General features: G+C 48.8%; 17 protein-coding genes. All 17 read right to left on the bottom strand.

Translation table 11 applies throughout. The annotated features are described in order from the left end of the window. Positions 1–52: 52 nt before the first annotated feature. The gene (locus AC6I2O_RS17640) at positions 53–706 is read right to left on the bottom strand and encodes a precorrin-8X methylmutase (protein ID WP_120391482.1); all 654 of its coding nucleotides are present in this window, start codon (positions 704–706) and stop codon (positions 53–55) included. 20 nt (positions 707–726) lie between these two features. Next, entirely contained in the window at positions 727–2,244 is a 1,518-nt protein-coding gene (locus tag AC6I2O_RS17635; RefSeq protein ID WP_497743373.1) for a cobyric acid synthase, read from the bottom strand. After that, positions 2,244–3,470 carry a pyridoxal phosphate-dependent aminotransferase gene (locus tag AC6I2O_RS17630; protein WP_497743372.1) on the bottom strand — a complete coding sequence of 409 codons (1,227 nt, stop codon included), beginning with the start codon at positions 3,468–3,470 and terminating at the stop codon, positions 2,244–2,246. The genes AC6I2O_RS17635 and AC6I2O_RS17630 overlap by 1 nt, the downstream gene beginning before the upstream one ends. 98 nt (positions 3,471–3,568) lie before the next feature. After that, positions 3,569–4,552, bottom strand: coding sequence for an adenosylcobinamide-phosphate synthase CbiB (cbiB, locus tag AC6I2O_RS17625; protein WP_497743371.1), 984 nt, complete (start codon positions 4,550–4,552; stop codon positions 3,569–3,571). A 92-nt stretch (positions 4,553–4,644) separates the two neighbouring features. Beyond that, complete coding sequence (locus tag AC6I2O_RS17620) at positions 4,645–5,700, bottom strand: bifunctional adenosylcobinamide kinase/adenosylcobinamide-phosphate guanylyltransferase (protein WP_497743370.1); 1,056 nt, start codon at positions 5,698–5,700, stop codon at positions 4,645–4,647. A 13-nt stretch (positions 5,701–5,713) separates the two neighbouring features. Beyond that, on the bottom strand, positions 5,714–6,133 hold the full coding sequence (locus tag AC6I2O_RS17615) for a GtrA family protein (RefSeq protein WP_497743369.1): 420 nt from the start codon (positions 6,131–6,133) through the stop codon (positions 5,714–5,716). A 43-nt stretch (positions 6,134–6,176) separates the two neighbouring features. Further along, positions 6,177–6,941 carry an adenosylcobinamide-GDP ribazoletransferase gene (locus tag AC6I2O_RS17610; RefSeq protein ID WP_497743368.1) on the bottom strand — a complete coding sequence of 255 codons (765 nt, stop codon included), beginning with the start codon at positions 6,939–6,941 and terminating at the stop codon, positions 6,177–6,179. Beyond that, positions 6,916–7,464 (bottom strand): bifunctional adenosylcobinamide kinase/adenosylcobinamide-phosphate guanylyltransferase, encoded by a 549-nt coding sequence (locus AC6I2O_RS17605; RefSeq protein ID WP_120391679.1) that lies wholly within the window; start codon positions 7,462–7,464, stop codon positions 6,916–6,918. The genes AC6I2O_RS17610 and AC6I2O_RS17605 overlap by 26 nt, the downstream gene beginning before the upstream one ends. 77 nt (positions 7,465–7,541) lie before the next feature. Then, complete coding sequence (hemL, locus tag AC6I2O_RS17600) at positions 7,542–8,819, bottom strand: glutamate-1-semialdehyde 2,1-aminomutase (RefSeq protein WP_120391476.1); 1,278 nt, start codon at positions 8,817–8,819, stop codon at positions 7,542–7,544. A gap of 12 nt (positions 8,820–8,831) precedes the next feature. Beyond that, a complete protein-coding gene (gene hemB / locus AC6I2O_RS17595; RefSeq protein ID WP_497743367.1) occupies positions 8,832–9,815 on the bottom strand; it encodes a porphobilinogen synthase in 984 nt (327 codons plus the stop codon). A 45-nt stretch (positions 9,816–9,860) separates the two neighbouring features. Further along, positions 9,861–11,402, bottom strand: a complete 1,542-nt coding sequence (gene cobA / locus AC6I2O_RS17590; protein ID WP_497743366.1) for a uroporphyrinogen-III C-methyltransferase — start codon at positions 11,400–11,402, stop codon at positions 9,861–9,863. Continuing rightward, positions 11,399–12,295 carry a hydroxymethylbilane synthase gene (gene hemC, locus AC6I2O_RS17585; RefSeq protein WP_120391474.1) on the bottom strand — a complete coding sequence of 299 codons (897 nt, stop codon included), beginning with the start codon at positions 12,293–12,295 and terminating at the stop codon, positions 11,399–11,401. The genes cobA and hemC overlap by 4 nt, the downstream gene beginning before the upstream one ends. Before the next feature lie 60 nt (positions 12,296–12,355). Next, positions 12,356–13,639, bottom strand: coding sequence for a glutamyl-tRNA reductase (gene hemA, locus AC6I2O_RS17580; protein ID WP_497743365.1), 1,284 nt, complete (start codon positions 13,637–13,639; stop codon positions 12,356–12,358). A 29-nt stretch (positions 13,640–13,668) separates the two neighbouring features. Next, the gene (locus AC6I2O_RS17575; RefSeq protein ID WP_120391473.1) at positions 13,669–14,475 is read right to left on the bottom strand and encodes a sirohydrochlorin cobaltochelatase; all 807 of its coding nucleotides are present in this window, start codon (positions 14,473–14,475) and stop codon (positions 13,669–13,671) included. Between the two features lie 153 nt (positions 14,476–14,628). Further along, complete coding sequence (locus AC6I2O_RS17570; protein WP_120391472.1) at positions 14,629–14,808, bottom strand: DUF3006 domain-containing protein; 180 nt, start codon at positions 14,806–14,808, stop codon at positions 14,629–14,631. Positions 14,809–14,874: 66 nt separating this feature from the next. After that, positions 14,875–15,063, bottom strand: coding sequence for a hypothetical protein (locus AC6I2O_RS17565; protein ID WP_120391471.1), 189 nt, complete (start codon positions 15,061–15,063; stop codon positions 14,875–14,877). Between the two features lie 393 nt (positions 15,064–15,456). Beyond that, entirely contained in the window at positions 15,457–16,374 is a 918-nt protein-coding gene (locus AC6I2O_RS17560; RefSeq protein WP_120391470.1) for a DMT family transporter, read from the bottom strand. Positions 16,375–16,377: the final 3 nt, after the last annotated feature.

The raw sequence follows: 16,377 nt of genomic DNA, 5'->3' as shown, positions 1-16,377 counted from the left end.
CCTTTCGCAAAAATGAGGTGTTTTTGAAATATGTTAAGCGGGACGCCCCATATTACACGCGGCTGCCGTCCAATTGGTACAGTAAGGCGTTGCAGATTGCTGCTGCCACGTTGCTGCCTCCTTTGCGGCCGCGCGCTACGATGTACGGTACGTCTGTCTGCATAATCAGCTCTTTGGACTGTACGACATTGACAAAGCCGACCGGCACGCCGATTACAAGCTCCGGACAAAAGGTTCCCTTTTGAATCAGCTCATACAGGCGAAGCAGGGCCGTCGGTGCATTTCCTACCGCATAGATTACTGGTTTGCCCAGCGCTGCAGCTTTGTCCACACATACGGAAGCCCTCGTCACGCCACGGCTTTTTGCTTCTCTGGCCACGTCTTCATCTCCGATGAAACAGTGTGCCTCACCGCCGCACAGCTGAAGGCTTTTTTTATTAATTCCGGAAAATGCCATCATCGTATCTGTAATAATCCACGCGCCGGCCCGCAGGGCAGCCTGTGCTTTTTTTACTGCACCATCGGAAAAGCGCAGCTGATCAATATAGTCAAAATCTGCCGACGTATGAATGACCCGTTTGATAATCATTGCCCGCTCGTCCTCGGGAATACGGTCCCCCGCTTCCTCAGAGATCATTTCAAAGCTGCGGCGCTCTATCTCCATTGGTCCGATATGCTCGATTTCTTTCCATGTTATGTCCTTCATGTTCTGTTTCCTCCTTTTTCTTATACGCCTTCTTCCAGAATCCCGTAAATCCGTTTCATATCGAGGTGCGCCCGCAGTCCTTCTGCAAGCAGATCATACTGCGTTTCTTTAAAGGAGGCAAAATCCATCTCCATGCCCATTTCTTCCGTAATTCCTTTGGCCCTCGCAAGTGCCCGTACCACACGGACAGCCACCTCTTCCTGATCAAAAATCCCATGCAGATAGGAGCCGTATACATTTTTCCCGCAGGCTCCTTCCTGCTTGCGCTCTCCTGTGATACTATTTTCAATTTCTGTAAACGGCTTTGTCCCATCCCCGATTACGGTGCGTCCCATATGAATCTCATACCCGGCAACTGCCGTGTGAGACAGTGGTTCCAAAATTCCGTCAACAGGCAGAATATGTCCTTCCACGCGCGTTCTGGCTTTTTCCGGTTCAAAAACAGTCTCCGCATCGAGAAGACCCATTCCACGGATGCTTCCGCCTTCCTCCACACCTTCCGGATCAGAAATCTGACGGCCCAGCATCTGATACCCTCCACAGATGCCAAAAACAACGCTGCCTGCCTTATGCGCCTTCAATACAGAGGCCTCCAGACCATTCTGGCGCATCCACAGCAGATCTCGCATGGTGTTCTTCGTTCCAGGCAAAAGAATCAAATCAGGATTTCCAAGCTGATGCGCTGCGGAAACGTAACGCACAGAGACACCGCTGATTCCTTCGAACACATTAAAGTCTGTAAAATTGGAAATACGAGGCAGCCGAATCACTGCGAGATCAAGCAGACTGACCGTCTGTCTATCTGTCCTGCCTTCCAGCCGTTCACTCAGACTGTCCTCATCCTCAAGACTTACTGGAAGATATGGTGTCACACCGAGAACTGGAAGCTGCGTCAGCTTCTCCAGCATCCCTACCCCTGGCTCCAGGATTGTTTTATCTCCCCGGAATTTATTGATAATCAGCCCCTTAATGAGCCGACGCTCGTCCTCCTCCAGAAGTGCCACTGTACCGTAAAGCTGTGCGAACACGCCTCCCCGGTCAATGTCTCCGACCAGAAGCACCGGCGCATTTGCCATCTTCGCCATTCCCATATTCACAATATCGTCCTGCTTCAGGTTAATCTCTGCCGGGCTTCCCGCGCCTTCAATTACAATAATGTCATATTGCTCTTCCAGTTTACGGTACGCCTTCATAACCTCCGGCACCAGTGATTTTTTCATTTTAAAATAATCGCGGGCATTCATTGTTCCCAGCACTTCTCCATTTACAATGACCTGGGAGCCGGTATCATTCGTCGGCTTCAGAAGAATGGGATTCATGGCCACACACGGTTCCGTTCCTGCGGCTTCTGCCTGCATCACCTGTGCGCGTCCCATTTCCAGGCCCTCTTTCGTGATAAAAGAATTGAGAGCCATATTCTGGGATTTAAACGGCGCCACCTTGTAGCCATCTTGTCGGAAAATCCGGCAAAGTCCTGCCGCCACCACGCTCTTGCCTACATTCGACATTGTGCCCTGCACCATAATTACCTTTGCCATTATTCTGCCGTCCTTTCTTTTGCTGCATTGCTTTCCTTCGTCACCTTACTCTGATATTTTGTTTCTTTACACTCCTTAAGGACTGCAAAAAGCATCTGATTTTCTTTTTCGCTTCGGACGCAAACTCGGAAAAAGCCTTTTTCAAGTCCCGGAAAATTGCTGCAATCACGGATCAGAAAGCCCCGGTCAAGGCACATTGCCCGTAAATCTTCCGGTCCTTCCAGTAGCAAAAAATTAGCCGCGGAAGGGTACACCTGATACCCTGCCTTCTCCAGTGCCCCGCTCAGTTCGCTCCGGTTTTCAGCTGTTTCCGTTGCCGATGCAGCGGCAAATTCCAGTTCTTTTGCTGCTGCCTGGGCGGCCATCTGCGCCGGAATTGAAACATTCCACGGCTGCATGACAAAACGCATCTGATCAAGCAGACGCGTATCACTGCAAACCCCGTATCCGAAACGCAATCCCGGCATGGCATACATTTTCGTAAAAGATTTCATTACAAATATATTGGGATTTTCTGTGACTCTGCTGACTCCGGAAAATGTCTCCTGACAGCTTACCACATCCAGAAAATCAAAAAAACTTTCATCCAGTACCAGAAGAATCTGACGGCTGAGGCAGATCTGCATCAGCTTCTCAAGAAAGTCTGTCTGCAACACCTGCCCTGTCGGATTGTTCGGGTTGCCCAAGATAATAAGGTCCGTTCCTTCTTCTATTGCTTCCAGGAATGATTTTTCAAGCCTGAACTCCTGCTCTTTTTTCAGGTAAAAACGCCTGATCTCGCAACCAAACGCTGACAATGCCTGCTCGTATTCAAAAAAAGAAGGCGCCGCAAGCAATGCTTTTGCCGGGCGGCGCGCCGCCGCAAGCGCAAACATCAGCTCCGCTGCTCCATTTCCACATAGAATCTGATGCGGATGAATCCTGCATGCCTCGCACAAGATATCCTGACGCATCACATCCTCGCACAGCGTTTCCTGCTTCCGGCAGATCTCACTTTCCCGTTCTGCCAAGACAGCCCGCAAGATCCTGTACCTGGGATCTGGATAATGAATCGACTGACTTACCGCTTCCTGTGCTGCCAGGCGCACGGTCTCTGGCATCCCACGGAAATTAATATTAGCCGAAAAATCCCTGACGTTTTTATAAGAATAGATATCTCCGCCGTGTTCGTGCAATGCAGCCGCTTCCGGCATCCCTTTTTTTTCTGTCGTTATTACTAATTCCACTTATTTTTTCTCCATACTACGAATGATACAGATCAAACAAAACGCTGCTGTAAAGTCTGGATTTGTAGCTTTTCAATACTTTTGAATCAACTGCCAGATCACAGGAAGCCATACAGCAACAGCAGTTTCACGCCTCCAAGCACCATACATGCCAGCACAGAAGCCATAAACATCAACTGGTTGACCCTGGCGATATCCTCCCTCTGTACGGACCGGACCGCGTCTCCGATATACGGTTTCTCGTATAATTTTCCAAAATAACAGGCATTTCCCGCAAGCTGAATCTGCAATGCTCCGGCAGCTGCCGCTTCCGTCTGCGCAGAATTGGGACTCGCGTGATTTCTTCGGTCACGACGCCAGATTTTCCAGGCTCCCTTTCCGTCCTGTCCGCAAAAACATGCACCGGCAATCATAAAAAGCGCTGCCAGACGTGCCGGAATATAATTTACCACGTCATCCAGCTTTGCCGCCGTGCGGCCAAAATAAAGATACCGTTCGTTTTTATATCCAACCATGGAATCCATGGTATTGATACTTTTGTAAGCAAACCCCAGTCCTGCACCGCCGATGATCAGATACAACATTGGAGCAAACACACCGTCTGAAAAATTTTCAGCCACAGTCTCAACGGCTGCTTTGATCACACTGGTTTCGGAGAGATTCTGCGTATCTCTTCCTACAATGCGTGAAACTGCTTTCCGTCCGGCTTCCAGTCCTTCTGTCTCCAGCGCTTTTTCCACCTGCATACTTTCCTTTTTTAAGGATTTCACCGCAAAAATAAAAAAGCACATCACAGCTTCCGCCATAACGCCGATCCAGAAATGAATCCGATAAAATACAAAGAGCAGCACCGCCGGAATTCCGGAAGAAATAAAAACTACAAGAACCACCATCACAGCTCCGCCCACCAGTTCCCCGCGTTTTGTTCCTGGGAATAACGCACGGAGCCATTTTTCCAGTTTTGCAATCAGCGCACCGATCAGGCAAATCGGATGCCAGGACACCGAAGGGTCTCCGAAAACCAGATCTGCAAGAAACCCGATCAGCACAGCAATCCACGAACCGACTATATAATTCTGCATCGTATTACCTGCTTTCTGAAATAAAATCAAATCCAGTCTATAAACATTAAGAACAATGTAAGGCTCATACAGCGCCTTTCAAAAATCTGTTTTCAGCAATACCTGCTGCCATCTTCTTCTATGCCCAGGCATGCTTCTATTTTTTTCCGCGTCTCTTTAACCAGGGGATGATTCCGTCCGGAGGCATTCACCCCGACTACGACGTCTCCATCCCGGACAATCGACGGAAACTGAAAATCACACAACGCTGCGTCACTGCACACATTTACCAAAATTCCGCGCGCCTTACAGCTTTTTGCGATCTCTTGATTCAACGTTTTATCATCTGTCGCTGCCAGAACCATCGTTTTCCCATCCAGGTCTGACTCACAAAATCCTCTCTGCTCCCAGACCACCTTGGTCCCCTTTTCCGCGTCTGACTCGCACAAGCTTCTCTCTTCCCGGGCCCTCTCCGTTTCCGCAATGTCTGTCAGAATATCTGAGAGGCCAGGCGCAGCGTCCGGCGCCACCACTGTAATCCGACCTGCAAACCCAAGCAGCGCCCGGATGCGCCGAAGTGCAATCTGCCCTGCTCCCACTACCAGAATCTGTGCATGGGATAAGTCCAGAAACAATGGGAAACATACACCTGACGGACCATCATTTCCGCCGCCATTTTGCGTCCTTCCCAAAGAAAGTTTCCCGATTTTATTTTGTACAAGTTCCAGATCTTGCTCTGCCCGAACTATGATCTTCTGCCCCACGCCGCACACCACGCGCACCACCTCATCGGCGCGGGCTGCAAGGGCTGTGCAGACGCGCCCACACGTCTCCCGCCACAGACGGTCCTTTTTTTCCATTGGCACAATTCCGCAGCCAAGCTCATTTGATACAATGAGGATATCCGGATTTTTCTCATACAACAGATCAGCAAAACGCTCCGCCTGCTGCTCCATCCCAACAATGCTCAAATCTGATGAAAGCCAAAGACCATCTTTCCTGTCATCCATAAACCGCCGTATATACTCATGAAACTGAAAAATGCCGCGGCATCCTTCGATCTCTTCCAGTTTACATACCCGTCCGTCAATCCAGCCATCTGCAACCTGATACTCTCGCTTCGCAAATGCAAGCTTGCCCTGACAGGCGCCTCCGATAATTACTTTCATTTACTCTCTTTTCCTATTTTTTACGAAATACAAGAAATTTGCTCAAAATATAATTCGCCACTGTCACAAGCACCTGGACGATCAGCTTCGCAATTTTATCATTCCAGCCAAGCAGTGTTACCATCAAAAACATGGAACCCATATCCATCACAAGCGTAGTCACCCTTGAACCATAAAAAGCCGCCGCTTCCCGAAGCCTGTCCGTACTTTCACTCTCAAAAACAAATCTGCGGTTCGTAAAATATGCAAATGTAACTGCTGCAACCCAGGAAATTATATTTGCCGCCTGAAGCTGCGCCGAAACTCCCGGATCAAGAAACGTCACCACACATCCATAATAGACCGCAAGACTTACTACCGTAGTCAGTCCCCCTACCATCAGATAATGTATGATTTCTTTATGTTTTTTATATATTTCCAATAATTTATCCATCTCTCTGCCTCTCTAATCCCGGCTTCTGTGACATACCGTCATTCTATACCAAATGCGAAACCATCACAACTGTCAGCGGCATTACAAGCTCACATACCGACAAAAAACAGCCAGCCAGATCTCCATTAATTCCGCCGAAATTTTTCATGGCCATGCGATAATACCAGAAAAACGTAATCCCGGCACCCAAAAGCGCGGCCGCCGCATATACCGGCTGCCAGAACGCCATCCCGGCTGCTCCCAGCAAGACATAAATAACGGAGGTCGTCTGTATCACCCTCGTCTGCGCTGTTTTAGAAAATCCTGCCACAGTCCCTTTTGCAGAAGCTTTCGGAAATGTCACAACCGAATAAGCACTCAAAGCCCTGGAAATCAGAAACGTAAATGCATAAGTAACTGCCAGCTCTCCCTGTACCATATCCAGGACACCGTAAAGCAGGAAAAAATAAACCGTACACGTAATAATCGCAAACGCGCCGGCATGAGAATCTTTGAGAATCTCCAGCCGTTTTTCGCGGGGACGCCATGAACTCATGGCATCCGCCGTATCAAGCATTCCATCCAGATGAATCCCTCCGCTTACCGCCACCGGAATGAGCATCAGAATCACCGTGCGAAGAGGCATGTGCAAACCAAGATATCCGGCCAGAAACTCCCAGCCAAGACACAGAGCCCCAATCACAACTCCAATCCAGGGAAAAAAACACATCACGTATCTCATGTTTTCCTCTGACCAGTCGCACTGCATGGCCGGAAGTCTCGAATACATCGAAACTGCAATATTAAGACTGTTCCAACACCGTTTCATCCTTCCGCTCCTTCACCACATTCGGAATTCCACACACAACCTCTGTCACCGTATCTGCCATCTGTGCCAGTCTCTGATTTACAATTCCCAGCTGTTCCAGATAAAGAGCAGTTTCTGCATCATAGGAAATTCCGTCCGAGAAAATTTCATTTGTCACAATAAATAGCGCTCCGGTCTGCTGCTGCAAGCGCTGCACGCCTCTGCACACGGCCTCCACGGTCTGCGCCTTTGCCCCATCCGGCTCAAACATCTCATTTGCAACGAGATTGGACATACATTCCAGCAAAACGGCATCTGCATAGCCACCCAGATCAAGATGCGCCAGGTCCGTGTAACACTCTGCTGTCTCAAACTGTTTCTCTCTTCGCAGCGCCCGGTGCCGTAAGACCCTCTGCCTTCCCTCTTCCCCGTAAGGAATCATCGTGGCAATGTAAATGCGTCTTCCAGGGCCTGTTTTTTGCACCAGCCCCTCCGCATATGCCGATTTTCCACTGCCGCTCCCTCCGGTAATCACATGCAGCATCCCGTCTCCCTTCTTCTGTCTCATATTTTTCAGCCACAAGTCACAAAGACATCTCTGTTTCTCCTCTGTGCTTTCCGTCACATCGCAAAAAATCCACGCATCAGCTCCAGTACACCTTCCAGCTCCGATCTCATGTGCGCTGCTGACAGAAACATTGCTTCAAACTGTGCCGGCGCCAGATAGACGCCTCTCGAAAGCATATATCTGAAATAGGATGCATACATTGACGTATCTGACATCTTTGCTGTCGCATAATCACATACAGGAACATCGGTAAAGAAAATGCAGCCAAGAGAACCGCATGATACAGCCTGCGCACGAAATTCCGTTTCTTTCAGAATCTCTTTTATTTCGCCATAAAACCAGTCGCCCATTTCATTTAGCTTTGTATAAATCTCCGGATGCTCCTTTAAAATCGTAAGCTGTGCGAGGCCTGCTGCCATCGCTACCGGATTGCCGCTGAGGGTCCCTGCCTGATACACAGGTCCCACCGGAGCAACCCACTCCATAATTTTACGCCGGCCACCATAAGCTCCCACCGGCATTCCTGCTCCGATAATCTTTCCGTAAGTCACAAGGTCCGCATCCACGCCGAAATATCCCTGCGCACCGGTAAAGCCGAGCCGGAAGCCTGTGATTACCTCATCAAAAATCAACACAGCGCCGTGTTTCGTACATAGGCTGCGCAGCGCTTCAAGAAATCCGGGCTTTGGCGGTACAACCCCCATATTTGCTCCCACAGGCTCCACAATCACAGCTGCAATCTCCCCCGGAAACTGTTCAAAAAGCTGCGCCACGGAATCAGCATCATTGTATACCGCCTGCAAGGTATCCTTGGTACACCCCTTCGGCACTCCTGCGCTGTCTGGAATCCCTGCAGTCATGACACCCGAACCGGCCTGTACCAGCAGTGCATCCGAATGCCCATGATAACAGCCCATGAATTTCACAATTTTATCCCGTCCCGTATAACCTCTTGCCGCGCGTATTGCGCTCATCACAGCCTCTGTACCGGAATTTACCATACGAACCATGTCAACATTCGGAATTGAACCGCAGATCAGCTCTGCTATCTCAACTTCGCGCTGCGTCGCTGCTCCAAAACTCAGCCCATCCTCACAGGCTTTGATCACTGCCTCACGCACTGCCGGATGATTGTGCCCCAAAATCATCGGCCCCCATGAACCGACAAAATCAAGATACACATTGCCGTCCTCATCTTCCATCTTCGTCCCGTCTGCACGGCGAATCATCTGCGGTATTCCGCCAATCGAGCCAAAAGCACGCACCGGACTGTTCACACCTCCGGGAATTACCTTGCAGGCCCGCTCAAATATTGCCTCTGATTTTGTCATTCTCTTCTCCTTTTATCCAATTCTGCCTTCCTGCATATATCGCGCAATCTCCTGCGCATAATACGTCAGATAGATATCGCAGCCCGCCCGGAAGGCGCTTGCCGCCGTCTCACAGATAATCTTCTCTTCCTCAATATACCCCAGCTTCGCTCCGGCTTTGATCATCGCATACTCTCCGCTGACACTGTAGGCCGCCACCGGGACATGCACCTCTTGCTTGATTTTTGTCACCATATCAAGGTAAGACATTGCCGGCTTTACCATAATAATATCAGCGCCCTCCTGCACATCAAGCAGAGCCTCCTTGATTCCTTCACGGCTGTTATGGTAATCCATCTGGTAACTCTTACGATCCCCAAATGCGGGGGCTGAACCCGCAGCATCGCGAAACGGCCCATAAAAGGCAGAAGCATATTTCACGGCATATGACATAATCGGCGTATTTACATACCCGTTGGCATCCAGTATGTCACGAATTGCTGCCACACGGCCATCCATCATGTCCGACGGAGCCACCATATCAGCCCCCGCCTGCACATGCGAAAGCGCTGTCTTTGCCAAAAGATTCAGCGTTTCATCATTATTTACATCGTGTCCGCAGAGTACGCCGCAGTGTCCATGCGAGGTGTATTCACACATGCAGACATCTGTAATCAGATAAAGCTCCGGAAATTCCCGGCGAGCCTTTGCCACTGCACGCTGCACAATCCCGTCCGCCGCATAGGCGCCGCTGCCGATCTCATCTTTGCGCTCAGGAATACCAAAAAACATTACGCTGAAAACACCTGCATCCAACAGCTCTTCCAGCTTTTTTTCCATGGTATCCACACTGTAACGGTACTGTCCTGGCATAGTGGGGATTTCCTCCACAATGCCACTTCCTTCTTTTACAAAAATCGGATAGATCAAGGAAGAAGCATCCATGCGCGTCTCACGCACCATTTTTCGCAGTCCTTCCCCATAACGCAACCTTCTCGGTCTGACTCTCATATCCATCTGCCCTTCCTCCTGTACCCACAATTTTTGATCTCACATTTCGTTTCAATATTCAAATTTCCAATACGGTGATTGCTCCTGATGCACCTTCACGAGACATTCCAGCAGACTGTCTATCGTAGCCTGCTGCGCCATCCAGGTCTGCATCCCGTAAGCATCTGCCGCGGCCTTCGTCTGTTTTCCGATACAGACAGCTTTTACCGCTGCAAAGTCTGCGCCATCCGCTGCTGCCACAAAACCGCGAACTGTCGAGGCGCTTGTAAATACAATGTAATCCACGCCGCCGTTTTCCAGTTCGGCCTTTACGTCTGATAGCCCATCCGTCTCATATTCGGTATCATACGTCGCAATATCGTCTATTTCCAGCTGCTTCAAAGCATCGCGAAGTGCATCTGTCAGCTCAGGATTACCGATTGCTGCCCTTGGAATCAAAATCCGCTCTCCTGCCTTTGCCGCATCTGCAAGTGCTTTTCCCAGATGTGCGCCATCGTACACTTCCGGAATCAGGTCTGCATATAGGCCGTGTTTTTCCAGTTCCTTTTTTGTTCCACTGCCAATCACAGCAAGCTTTATCTGTCCGAAGCGGCGGACATCCATCCGTTTTTGAGCCATCTGCTCAAAAAAGATGCGCACTCCCGCAGGACTTGTAAACACCAGCCACTGGTACTGTTCCAGCGTTTCAAATGCCCGATACAGCCGATCATTTTCTTCCGTTTTCACCGTGCGGATTGCAGGCAGTTCCAGCACATCCGCTCCAAGCTCCCGCAGCTTTGCAGCAGTCCCGCTGATCAGCTCCTTGGGCCTTGTAAGCAGTACACGCACACCGCCAAGCGGAAGTTTATCATACCAGGAGAATGTATCTGCCAATGCACAGACGTCTCCCACCACAATGATTGCCGGCGTTTTCACTCCCTGTCTTTTCACAGCCTCTTCCAGAGTTTCCACCGTTGCCGTAATCCGCTCCTGTCCAGCCGTTGTCCCACGCATCAGAAATGCTGCCGGGCAATCCGGCCGCATACCGCCTGAAAGAAGCCCGCGGCAGATGTCACCAAGCGCCGCAGCCCCCATAAGAAATACTAAAGTTCCCTTTGTACGCACCAGCGCTTCAAAATCAATGTCGTAGGGCATTCCAGCCCGTTTGTGCCCCGTAATAATATGCACGGAAGAACAGAAATCCCGATGCGTCACCGGTATGCCCTGATAAGCTGGAACTGAAATAGCAGAAGGAATCCCCGGCACAATTTCATAAGGAATCTCCTCCTTTACCAAAAGCTCAAGCTCCTCGCCCCCACGGCCAAATAAAAAAGGATCTCCGCCCTTTAAGCGCACTACCCTTTTTCCTTCTCGCGCCTTCTGCACCAGAAGCTCATTGATTTTCTCCTGTGGCATCGTGTGTTGACTCGAACGTTTTCCAACATCAATCGCTTCCGCCGTATCCGGTATCATATGCAAAATAGCGGTCCCGACCAGAGCATCGTATACTACCACCTCAGCCTTCTCCAGCACTGTTTTCCCTTTCAGAGTAAAAAGTCCCGGGTCAGACGGCCCTGCGCCGACCAGCCATACCTTTCCTGTATCGTTCCTCATCCCAAAATCTCCCGTGATTTCTTCTGAAACCGCTGCGCAAGACTTCTTCCGATCTGATCTGCATCACACGGTTTTCCGATTTCCTGTCCTTCATGCAGCTGTCCGTCTGTCTCGTCCAGAAACAGCCCTCGCAAGATAAGTCTGCCTTCCTTTACTTCTGCAAAAGCAGCCACCGGCGTACTACAATTTCCGCCAAGCGCACGGACAAATGCACGTTCTGCAAGCGCACATACCGTAGAATCCGCATCTGTATAACCCGAAAGAAAGTCATAGTCCTCACCGGCACGCCCCTGCACAGCCAAAATTGCCTGCCCGGCTGCCGGAATCATCTCCTGCGTTGAGAAATAACGGCTGATACGGTGTTCCAAACCAAGCCGTCTCAACCCGGCTGCCGCCAAAAGCGTTGCTCCATACTGGCCATCGTCCAGCTTTTTCAGCCTTGTCTGTACATTTCCCCGAATCGTCGCAAACTTCGCCTGCGGATATAATCTCTGAAACTGAATCATCCTTCGTCTGCTCGAGCATCCGATAGGCTTTGTAAAATCAATCTCTGTCTTTCCCTCCGGCAATACGAGAACATCCCGCGGATCTTCCCTTCTGGAAAAAGCGACAAGTGGAAGCTCATCAGAAAGCTCCATCGGTACATCCTTCAGGCTATGCACAGAAAGATCGGTTCTTCCATCCAAAAGCCCGCAGTCCAGCTCCTTCACAAACAATCCTTTTCCGCCAATTTTCTCCAACGGCCGATCCAGAATCCGGTCCCCGGTGGTTTTCATTGTCAGAATCTCCACCGCAAGCCCCGGATAACGCTCTCTTATGTAATCCCGCACCTGCTCTGCCTGGACAACAGCCAGAACACTTTCACGGCTTCCAATTACAATCTTATCTCTCATCTTATTCATCCTTCAAGCTCAGCACCGCAAAGCTTTTCTAAAGCCAGAACCATCTGCTACTTACTTATATAGCTTTTCCAGACAATCCAGGGATTCCCGAAACGTCTCTTTGGTTGTTCCGTCCCGCAGCCCGAACAGCAGCTTGTTCATCGCCCGCTGCGCAGCCGCCTCAATATCCTGACAAAGCTGTCGGCGCACACTTTCTCTTAACGGAAGCTCACGCAGCTCCCTCGTAAGCCTCAGTTCCAAATCCACAGCTGCCTTTTCTTTTATCTTCTGAATTTTCGGCATCACATCCACGCAGCCATACCACATATAAAATTCTTCCATCTGCTCCGCAAAACATTCCTCAGCTGCAAGAATCGCTGCTTTTTGCTCCTCGCTCCTTGCTTCCTCTCGAAAACAGTCAATATCAAGGAGCGTCACTCCCGGTATTTTTTGCACCTGCGGATCAATATCCCTGGGAACTGCCAGGTCAATCAGAACCACCGGCTTTTGTACCGCCGCTTCCACCAGCTCCCGTGTCAGCGTATAATTCGGGCTGACCGTAGCGCTGACTACATAATCGCACGCTCCAAAAAGTTCCATCCTGCGCCCGTAATCAATCCGGCTGCATTTTGCCGGTATTTCCACTACACCACTTCGGTATTGCCGCACCGTCACCGTGACATCCGCTCCCTGAAGACGCAGTTGTTCCGCCGCCAGTTTTCCCATCACGCCATTGCCAATCACCATACAGGTCTTTCCGTGAAAATCATGACCGTTTTCCTTCAGATTCCGGATTGCAATATGTACCACCGACTGATCCGATGCAGACAGTGCAATGCCTGTTTTCACTTTTTTTGCAGCAGTCACAGCCTGCCGAAACAGCGTTTCCAGCACATGATCCGCCGCGAAATGCTCCCTGGCCAGACACAACGCGTCTTTTACCTGCGTAATAATCTGATCCTCACCCAGAATCCGCGACTCCAATCCACCTGCAAGGCGGAACAGATGATGCACCGCCTCCTTCTCCTGCCGGTATGTAAAGTACTGTCTGTACCGCTCTGGCTCAACCTTGCGAATCTCACAGAGCAGTTCATAAATATTGGAATCATATGCTTCGCTGGTTGAAAGCCAGAGCTCCATCCGATTACAGGTAGACAATAAAACACAGCCCTCAATGCCTTTTACCTGCTTCAGACATAGGAGTGCCTCTTCTGTACTTTTTTTTGTAAATGAAAAAATAGTTCTGATATCAATCTCAGCAACGCTGTGATCAATCCCTATCATCTGTATTGCCATAATATCCTGAAATCTGCTCCTTTTTCCTGCGTTGCAGTCATTAAACTGCTCCCAGGTCATTCTACATTGCCCTTCTGAACATCCTGAAACTACATTTTCGTACGCTCTTCCAAATCCTTCACCGCCGCTGAAACGTGATCCAGGAAAATATTCCGTATCGCGGGATACTCTCCGAGCCCTTTCAAAATACACCGAACGGAAAATCCGGCCTCCTCGAATTGGCTCTTCCAGGAATCAGGCTCTTCACCGGACAGATCGTTAGTCGCGTGATCTCCGGCTACAATCATAAACGGAGCCAGAATTACCCGCTCTGGTTTCAGTTCTTTGAGCTGCCTCAAGAGGGACTCAAACGTCGGATAAGCTTCCACGGTTCCCATAAAAATGTTGCGATATCCAGTATCTTTGAACTGATAGTCAAGCGCCGCATAGACAGAATTCGCAAAATGCTCCGTCCCATGGCCCATCAATACAAGTGCTTCACTCGAAGCAGGACACAGTTCCCCGGCCACAGCCTCCACCACCCGGTCATGATCCTCCTGAGAACTGAGCAGCGGTCTACCTACGGCGATATGCGCAAACTGATTCTCATAAGACAACACGGTCTCCATCATCAGATCATTCTCAATCCCATTTAACACGTGTGTTGGCTGCACGATCAAATCCGTAATACCATCCGCTTTCATCTGCTCCATTGCACCACGCACATCCGCGATAAAAATACCATCTCTTTTCAACAGCTTTTTCCGTATCATGCCGCTCGTCCAAGCACGATACAAGGCATATTCCGGAAAAGCGTTGCCGATTTCTTTTTCGATCTGCTCAATCGTCTTTTTCCGCGTTTCCGAATAACTAGTTCCAAAGCTGACCACCAAAATGGCTTTTCTTTTGTTATCCATTTTTTTCTCCTCAAATGAGCTGTAATTTCTCCTGTTCCACTATACCCTGCCCCCTTCAGATTGTCAAGAAAATGCAAGGATATGCACGGCAGTCGGTATAGGATATCAGCAGACAGGCTGCTCCTTCCAATGATACGGTAGCCTTGGCGCTAATCACGATATAATCTCATAAGCGAGACATTCATAGCGCAGATGCATCCCCTCCATGATCTCCGCCGGAAGTAGCGCCCGCGCGACCAGCTTTTCATCGGATGTTTCCACATCACACCGTACTAAAACAGCGTAGTCTCCATCAATACGTTTCACGACATACTCAAACGGTCCAAAATCCATTTTCATCCTCCTGATAGTATGAATATTATTTTCTACATTGTATGTTTGCACTCAGATTATCCCCTGCTACTTTTCAAACTCCTCCAGATATTTCGCTACAGACCTTGACATTTCCTTTGTAAAATCCAAATTGTATTTGCGCGCACAAAAAGCCTGCAGCTTCCAGTATTTCCTTTTTTCCTGTTTCGAAATCTCCCGCTCCGTAAACACACGAACAGATTTCCGCTCATGGAGCTGTCTGATTACTTCATTCATATACCTATCTCCTACTTTCATACATCCCACTTCTCATGATCAAAATTGTAACACAAACTTGTACAGACAACAAGTTTCGTATTTTCATGATTCTGTTCTAAATCCAAACCCCTGTCTGCACGAGCAATCATTCCAGTGACCCGGGGTACAACCGACAAACTGAAATAAGGTAACTGCCATACAGGAAACAAAAAAAGACGAGTAAGAAGCAATTGCTTTTTGCCCGTCTTTTTTCTTCCCGTTACGCACTAAAATTCCATTTTTGAGGGTAGAAGTACAAAAATCGCCTGAGTACTCTACACGCTCTGCAAGCCGTATGAATCAAAAGAAAATCAATCTCTACTGCATAACATCCATAATGGATTGAGCGCGTAAGCAGTTTATCCGATTGCCTTAATGCTTTCGACATTCCCTTTTAAGATAGATGTTCCCTTCTCTCTTATGTTCCGACAGGAATAATCCTATCAATGTCAAAACCGTTCCTATGCCTGCTAATAAGGTCAACTGTTCACGTAAAATCAAAACAGATGTGACAACCGTTATCACAGGCACTATGTAAATATATACGCTTGTCTTTACTGCGCCTAATTCTTTTACTGCAAAATTCCATGTGACAAAGCAAAGCGCAGAAGCCCCTAATCCCAGATACAGGATATTGAACAGGTATGTGATGTTCGTGAACCGGGATAAATCCGCTTGAAAGTCAAAAAAGAACAGTGTCGGTATCATAAATAATATTCCATAGAAAAATGTCCTGCGTGTAGAGAGAATGACTGGGTAGCCGAAGCTGCTGATTTTTCTTGTCAAAATGGAATAGCAAGCCCACACAAGGGCAGCAATAACTGCAAGCAAGTCGCCCAAAGGATTAAGTTCTAATCTTGAACCGTTAAAGCTGATTAAGATAATACCTGCCATTGCAACGACAAATCCAACAAAGAATTGCGGATATAACTTTTCCTCTGACTTCATAAACAAATGCGCCAGTATTGCCGTAAAGAATGGGGCAACGGAAATAATCACGCCCACATTGGAGGCCATTGTAAACGTCAATGCAATATTTTCCAGCAGGTAATACAGGCATATTCCACACAGCCCCGCAAGTACAAAAGTTAGTTCCTGCTTATATCCTGTGGTCTTTAATCTCCGGGGATATGCTGCTAATAAAACCAAAAAGCCCATAATAAAGCGGAAAAAGAGAATTTCCACAGGCTGAAAATCTACTAACAGGATTTTGGTGGAGATAAAAGTCGTTCCCCAAATCACAATCGTTAATAATGCGGCTAAATGTCCGATCGTCTTTTTGCTCTTCATACC

This window comes from Blautia sp. St.27G3 (genome assembly GCF_059728505.1).
This window is presented reverse-complemented; position numbering and strand designations above follow the sequence as displayed.

Coding starts and splice junctions, on each gene's coding strand:
- AC6I2O_RS17610 (WP_497743368.1), bottom strand. CDS start 6,941: ATGAAACGGTGTTGGAACAGTCTTAATATTGCAGTTTCGATGTATTCG.
- hemC (WP_120391474.1), bottom strand. CDS start 12,295: ATGAGAGATAAGATTGTAATTGGAAGCCGTGAAAGTGTTCTGGCTGTT.
- AC6I2O_RS17605 (WP_120391679.1), bottom strand. CDS start 7,464: ATGCTGCATGTGATTACCGGAGGGAGCGGCAGTGGAAAATCGGCATAT.
- AC6I2O_RS17615 (WP_497743369.1), bottom strand. CDS start 6,133: ATGGATAAATTATTGGAAATATATAAAAAACATAAAGAAATCATACAT.
- hemB (WP_497743367.1), bottom strand. CDS start 9,815: ATGGATATGAGAGTCAGACCGAGAAGGTTGCGTTATGGGGAAGGACTG.
- AC6I2O_RS17620 (WP_497743370.1), bottom strand. CDS start 5,700: ATGAAAGTAATTATCGGAGGCGCCTGTCAGGGCAAGCTTGCATTTGCG.
- AC6I2O_RS17640 (WP_120391482.1), bottom strand. CDS start 706: ATGAAGGACATAACATGGAAAGAAATCGAGCATATCGGACCAATGGAG.
- cobA (WP_497743366.1), bottom strand. CDS start 11,402: ATGAGGAACGATACAGGAAAGGTATGGCTGGTCGGCGCAGGGCCGTCT.
- AC6I2O_RS17565 (WP_120391471.1), bottom strand. CDS start 15,063: ATGAATGAAGTAATCAGACAGCTCCATGAGCGGAAATCTGTTCGTGTG.
- AC6I2O_RS17635 (WP_497743373.1), bottom strand. CDS start 2,244: ATGGCAAAGGTAATTATGGTGCAGGGCACAATGTCGAATGTAGGCAAG.
- AC6I2O_RS17575 (WP_120391473.1), bottom strand. CDS start 14,475: ATGGATAACAAAAGAAAAGCCATTTTGGTGGTCAGCTTTGGAACTAGT.
- hemL (WP_120391476.1), bottom strand. CDS start 8,819: ATGACAAAATCAGAGGCAATATTTGAGCGGGCCTGCAAGGTAATTCCC.
- AC6I2O_RS17560 (WP_120391470.1), bottom strand. CDS start 16,374: ATGAAGAGCAAAAAGACGATCGGACATTTAGCCGCATTATTAACGATT.
- cbiB (WP_497743371.1), bottom strand. CDS start 4,552: ATGCAGAATTATATAGTCGGTTCGTGGATTGCTGTGCTGATCGGGTTT.
- hemA (WP_497743365.1), bottom strand. CDS start 13,639: ATGACCTGGGAGCAGTTTAATGACTGCAACGCAGGAAAAAGGAGCAGA.
- AC6I2O_RS17570 (WP_120391472.1), bottom strand. CDS start 14,808: ATGGATTTTGGACCGTTTGAGTATGTCGTGAAACGTATTGATGGAGAC.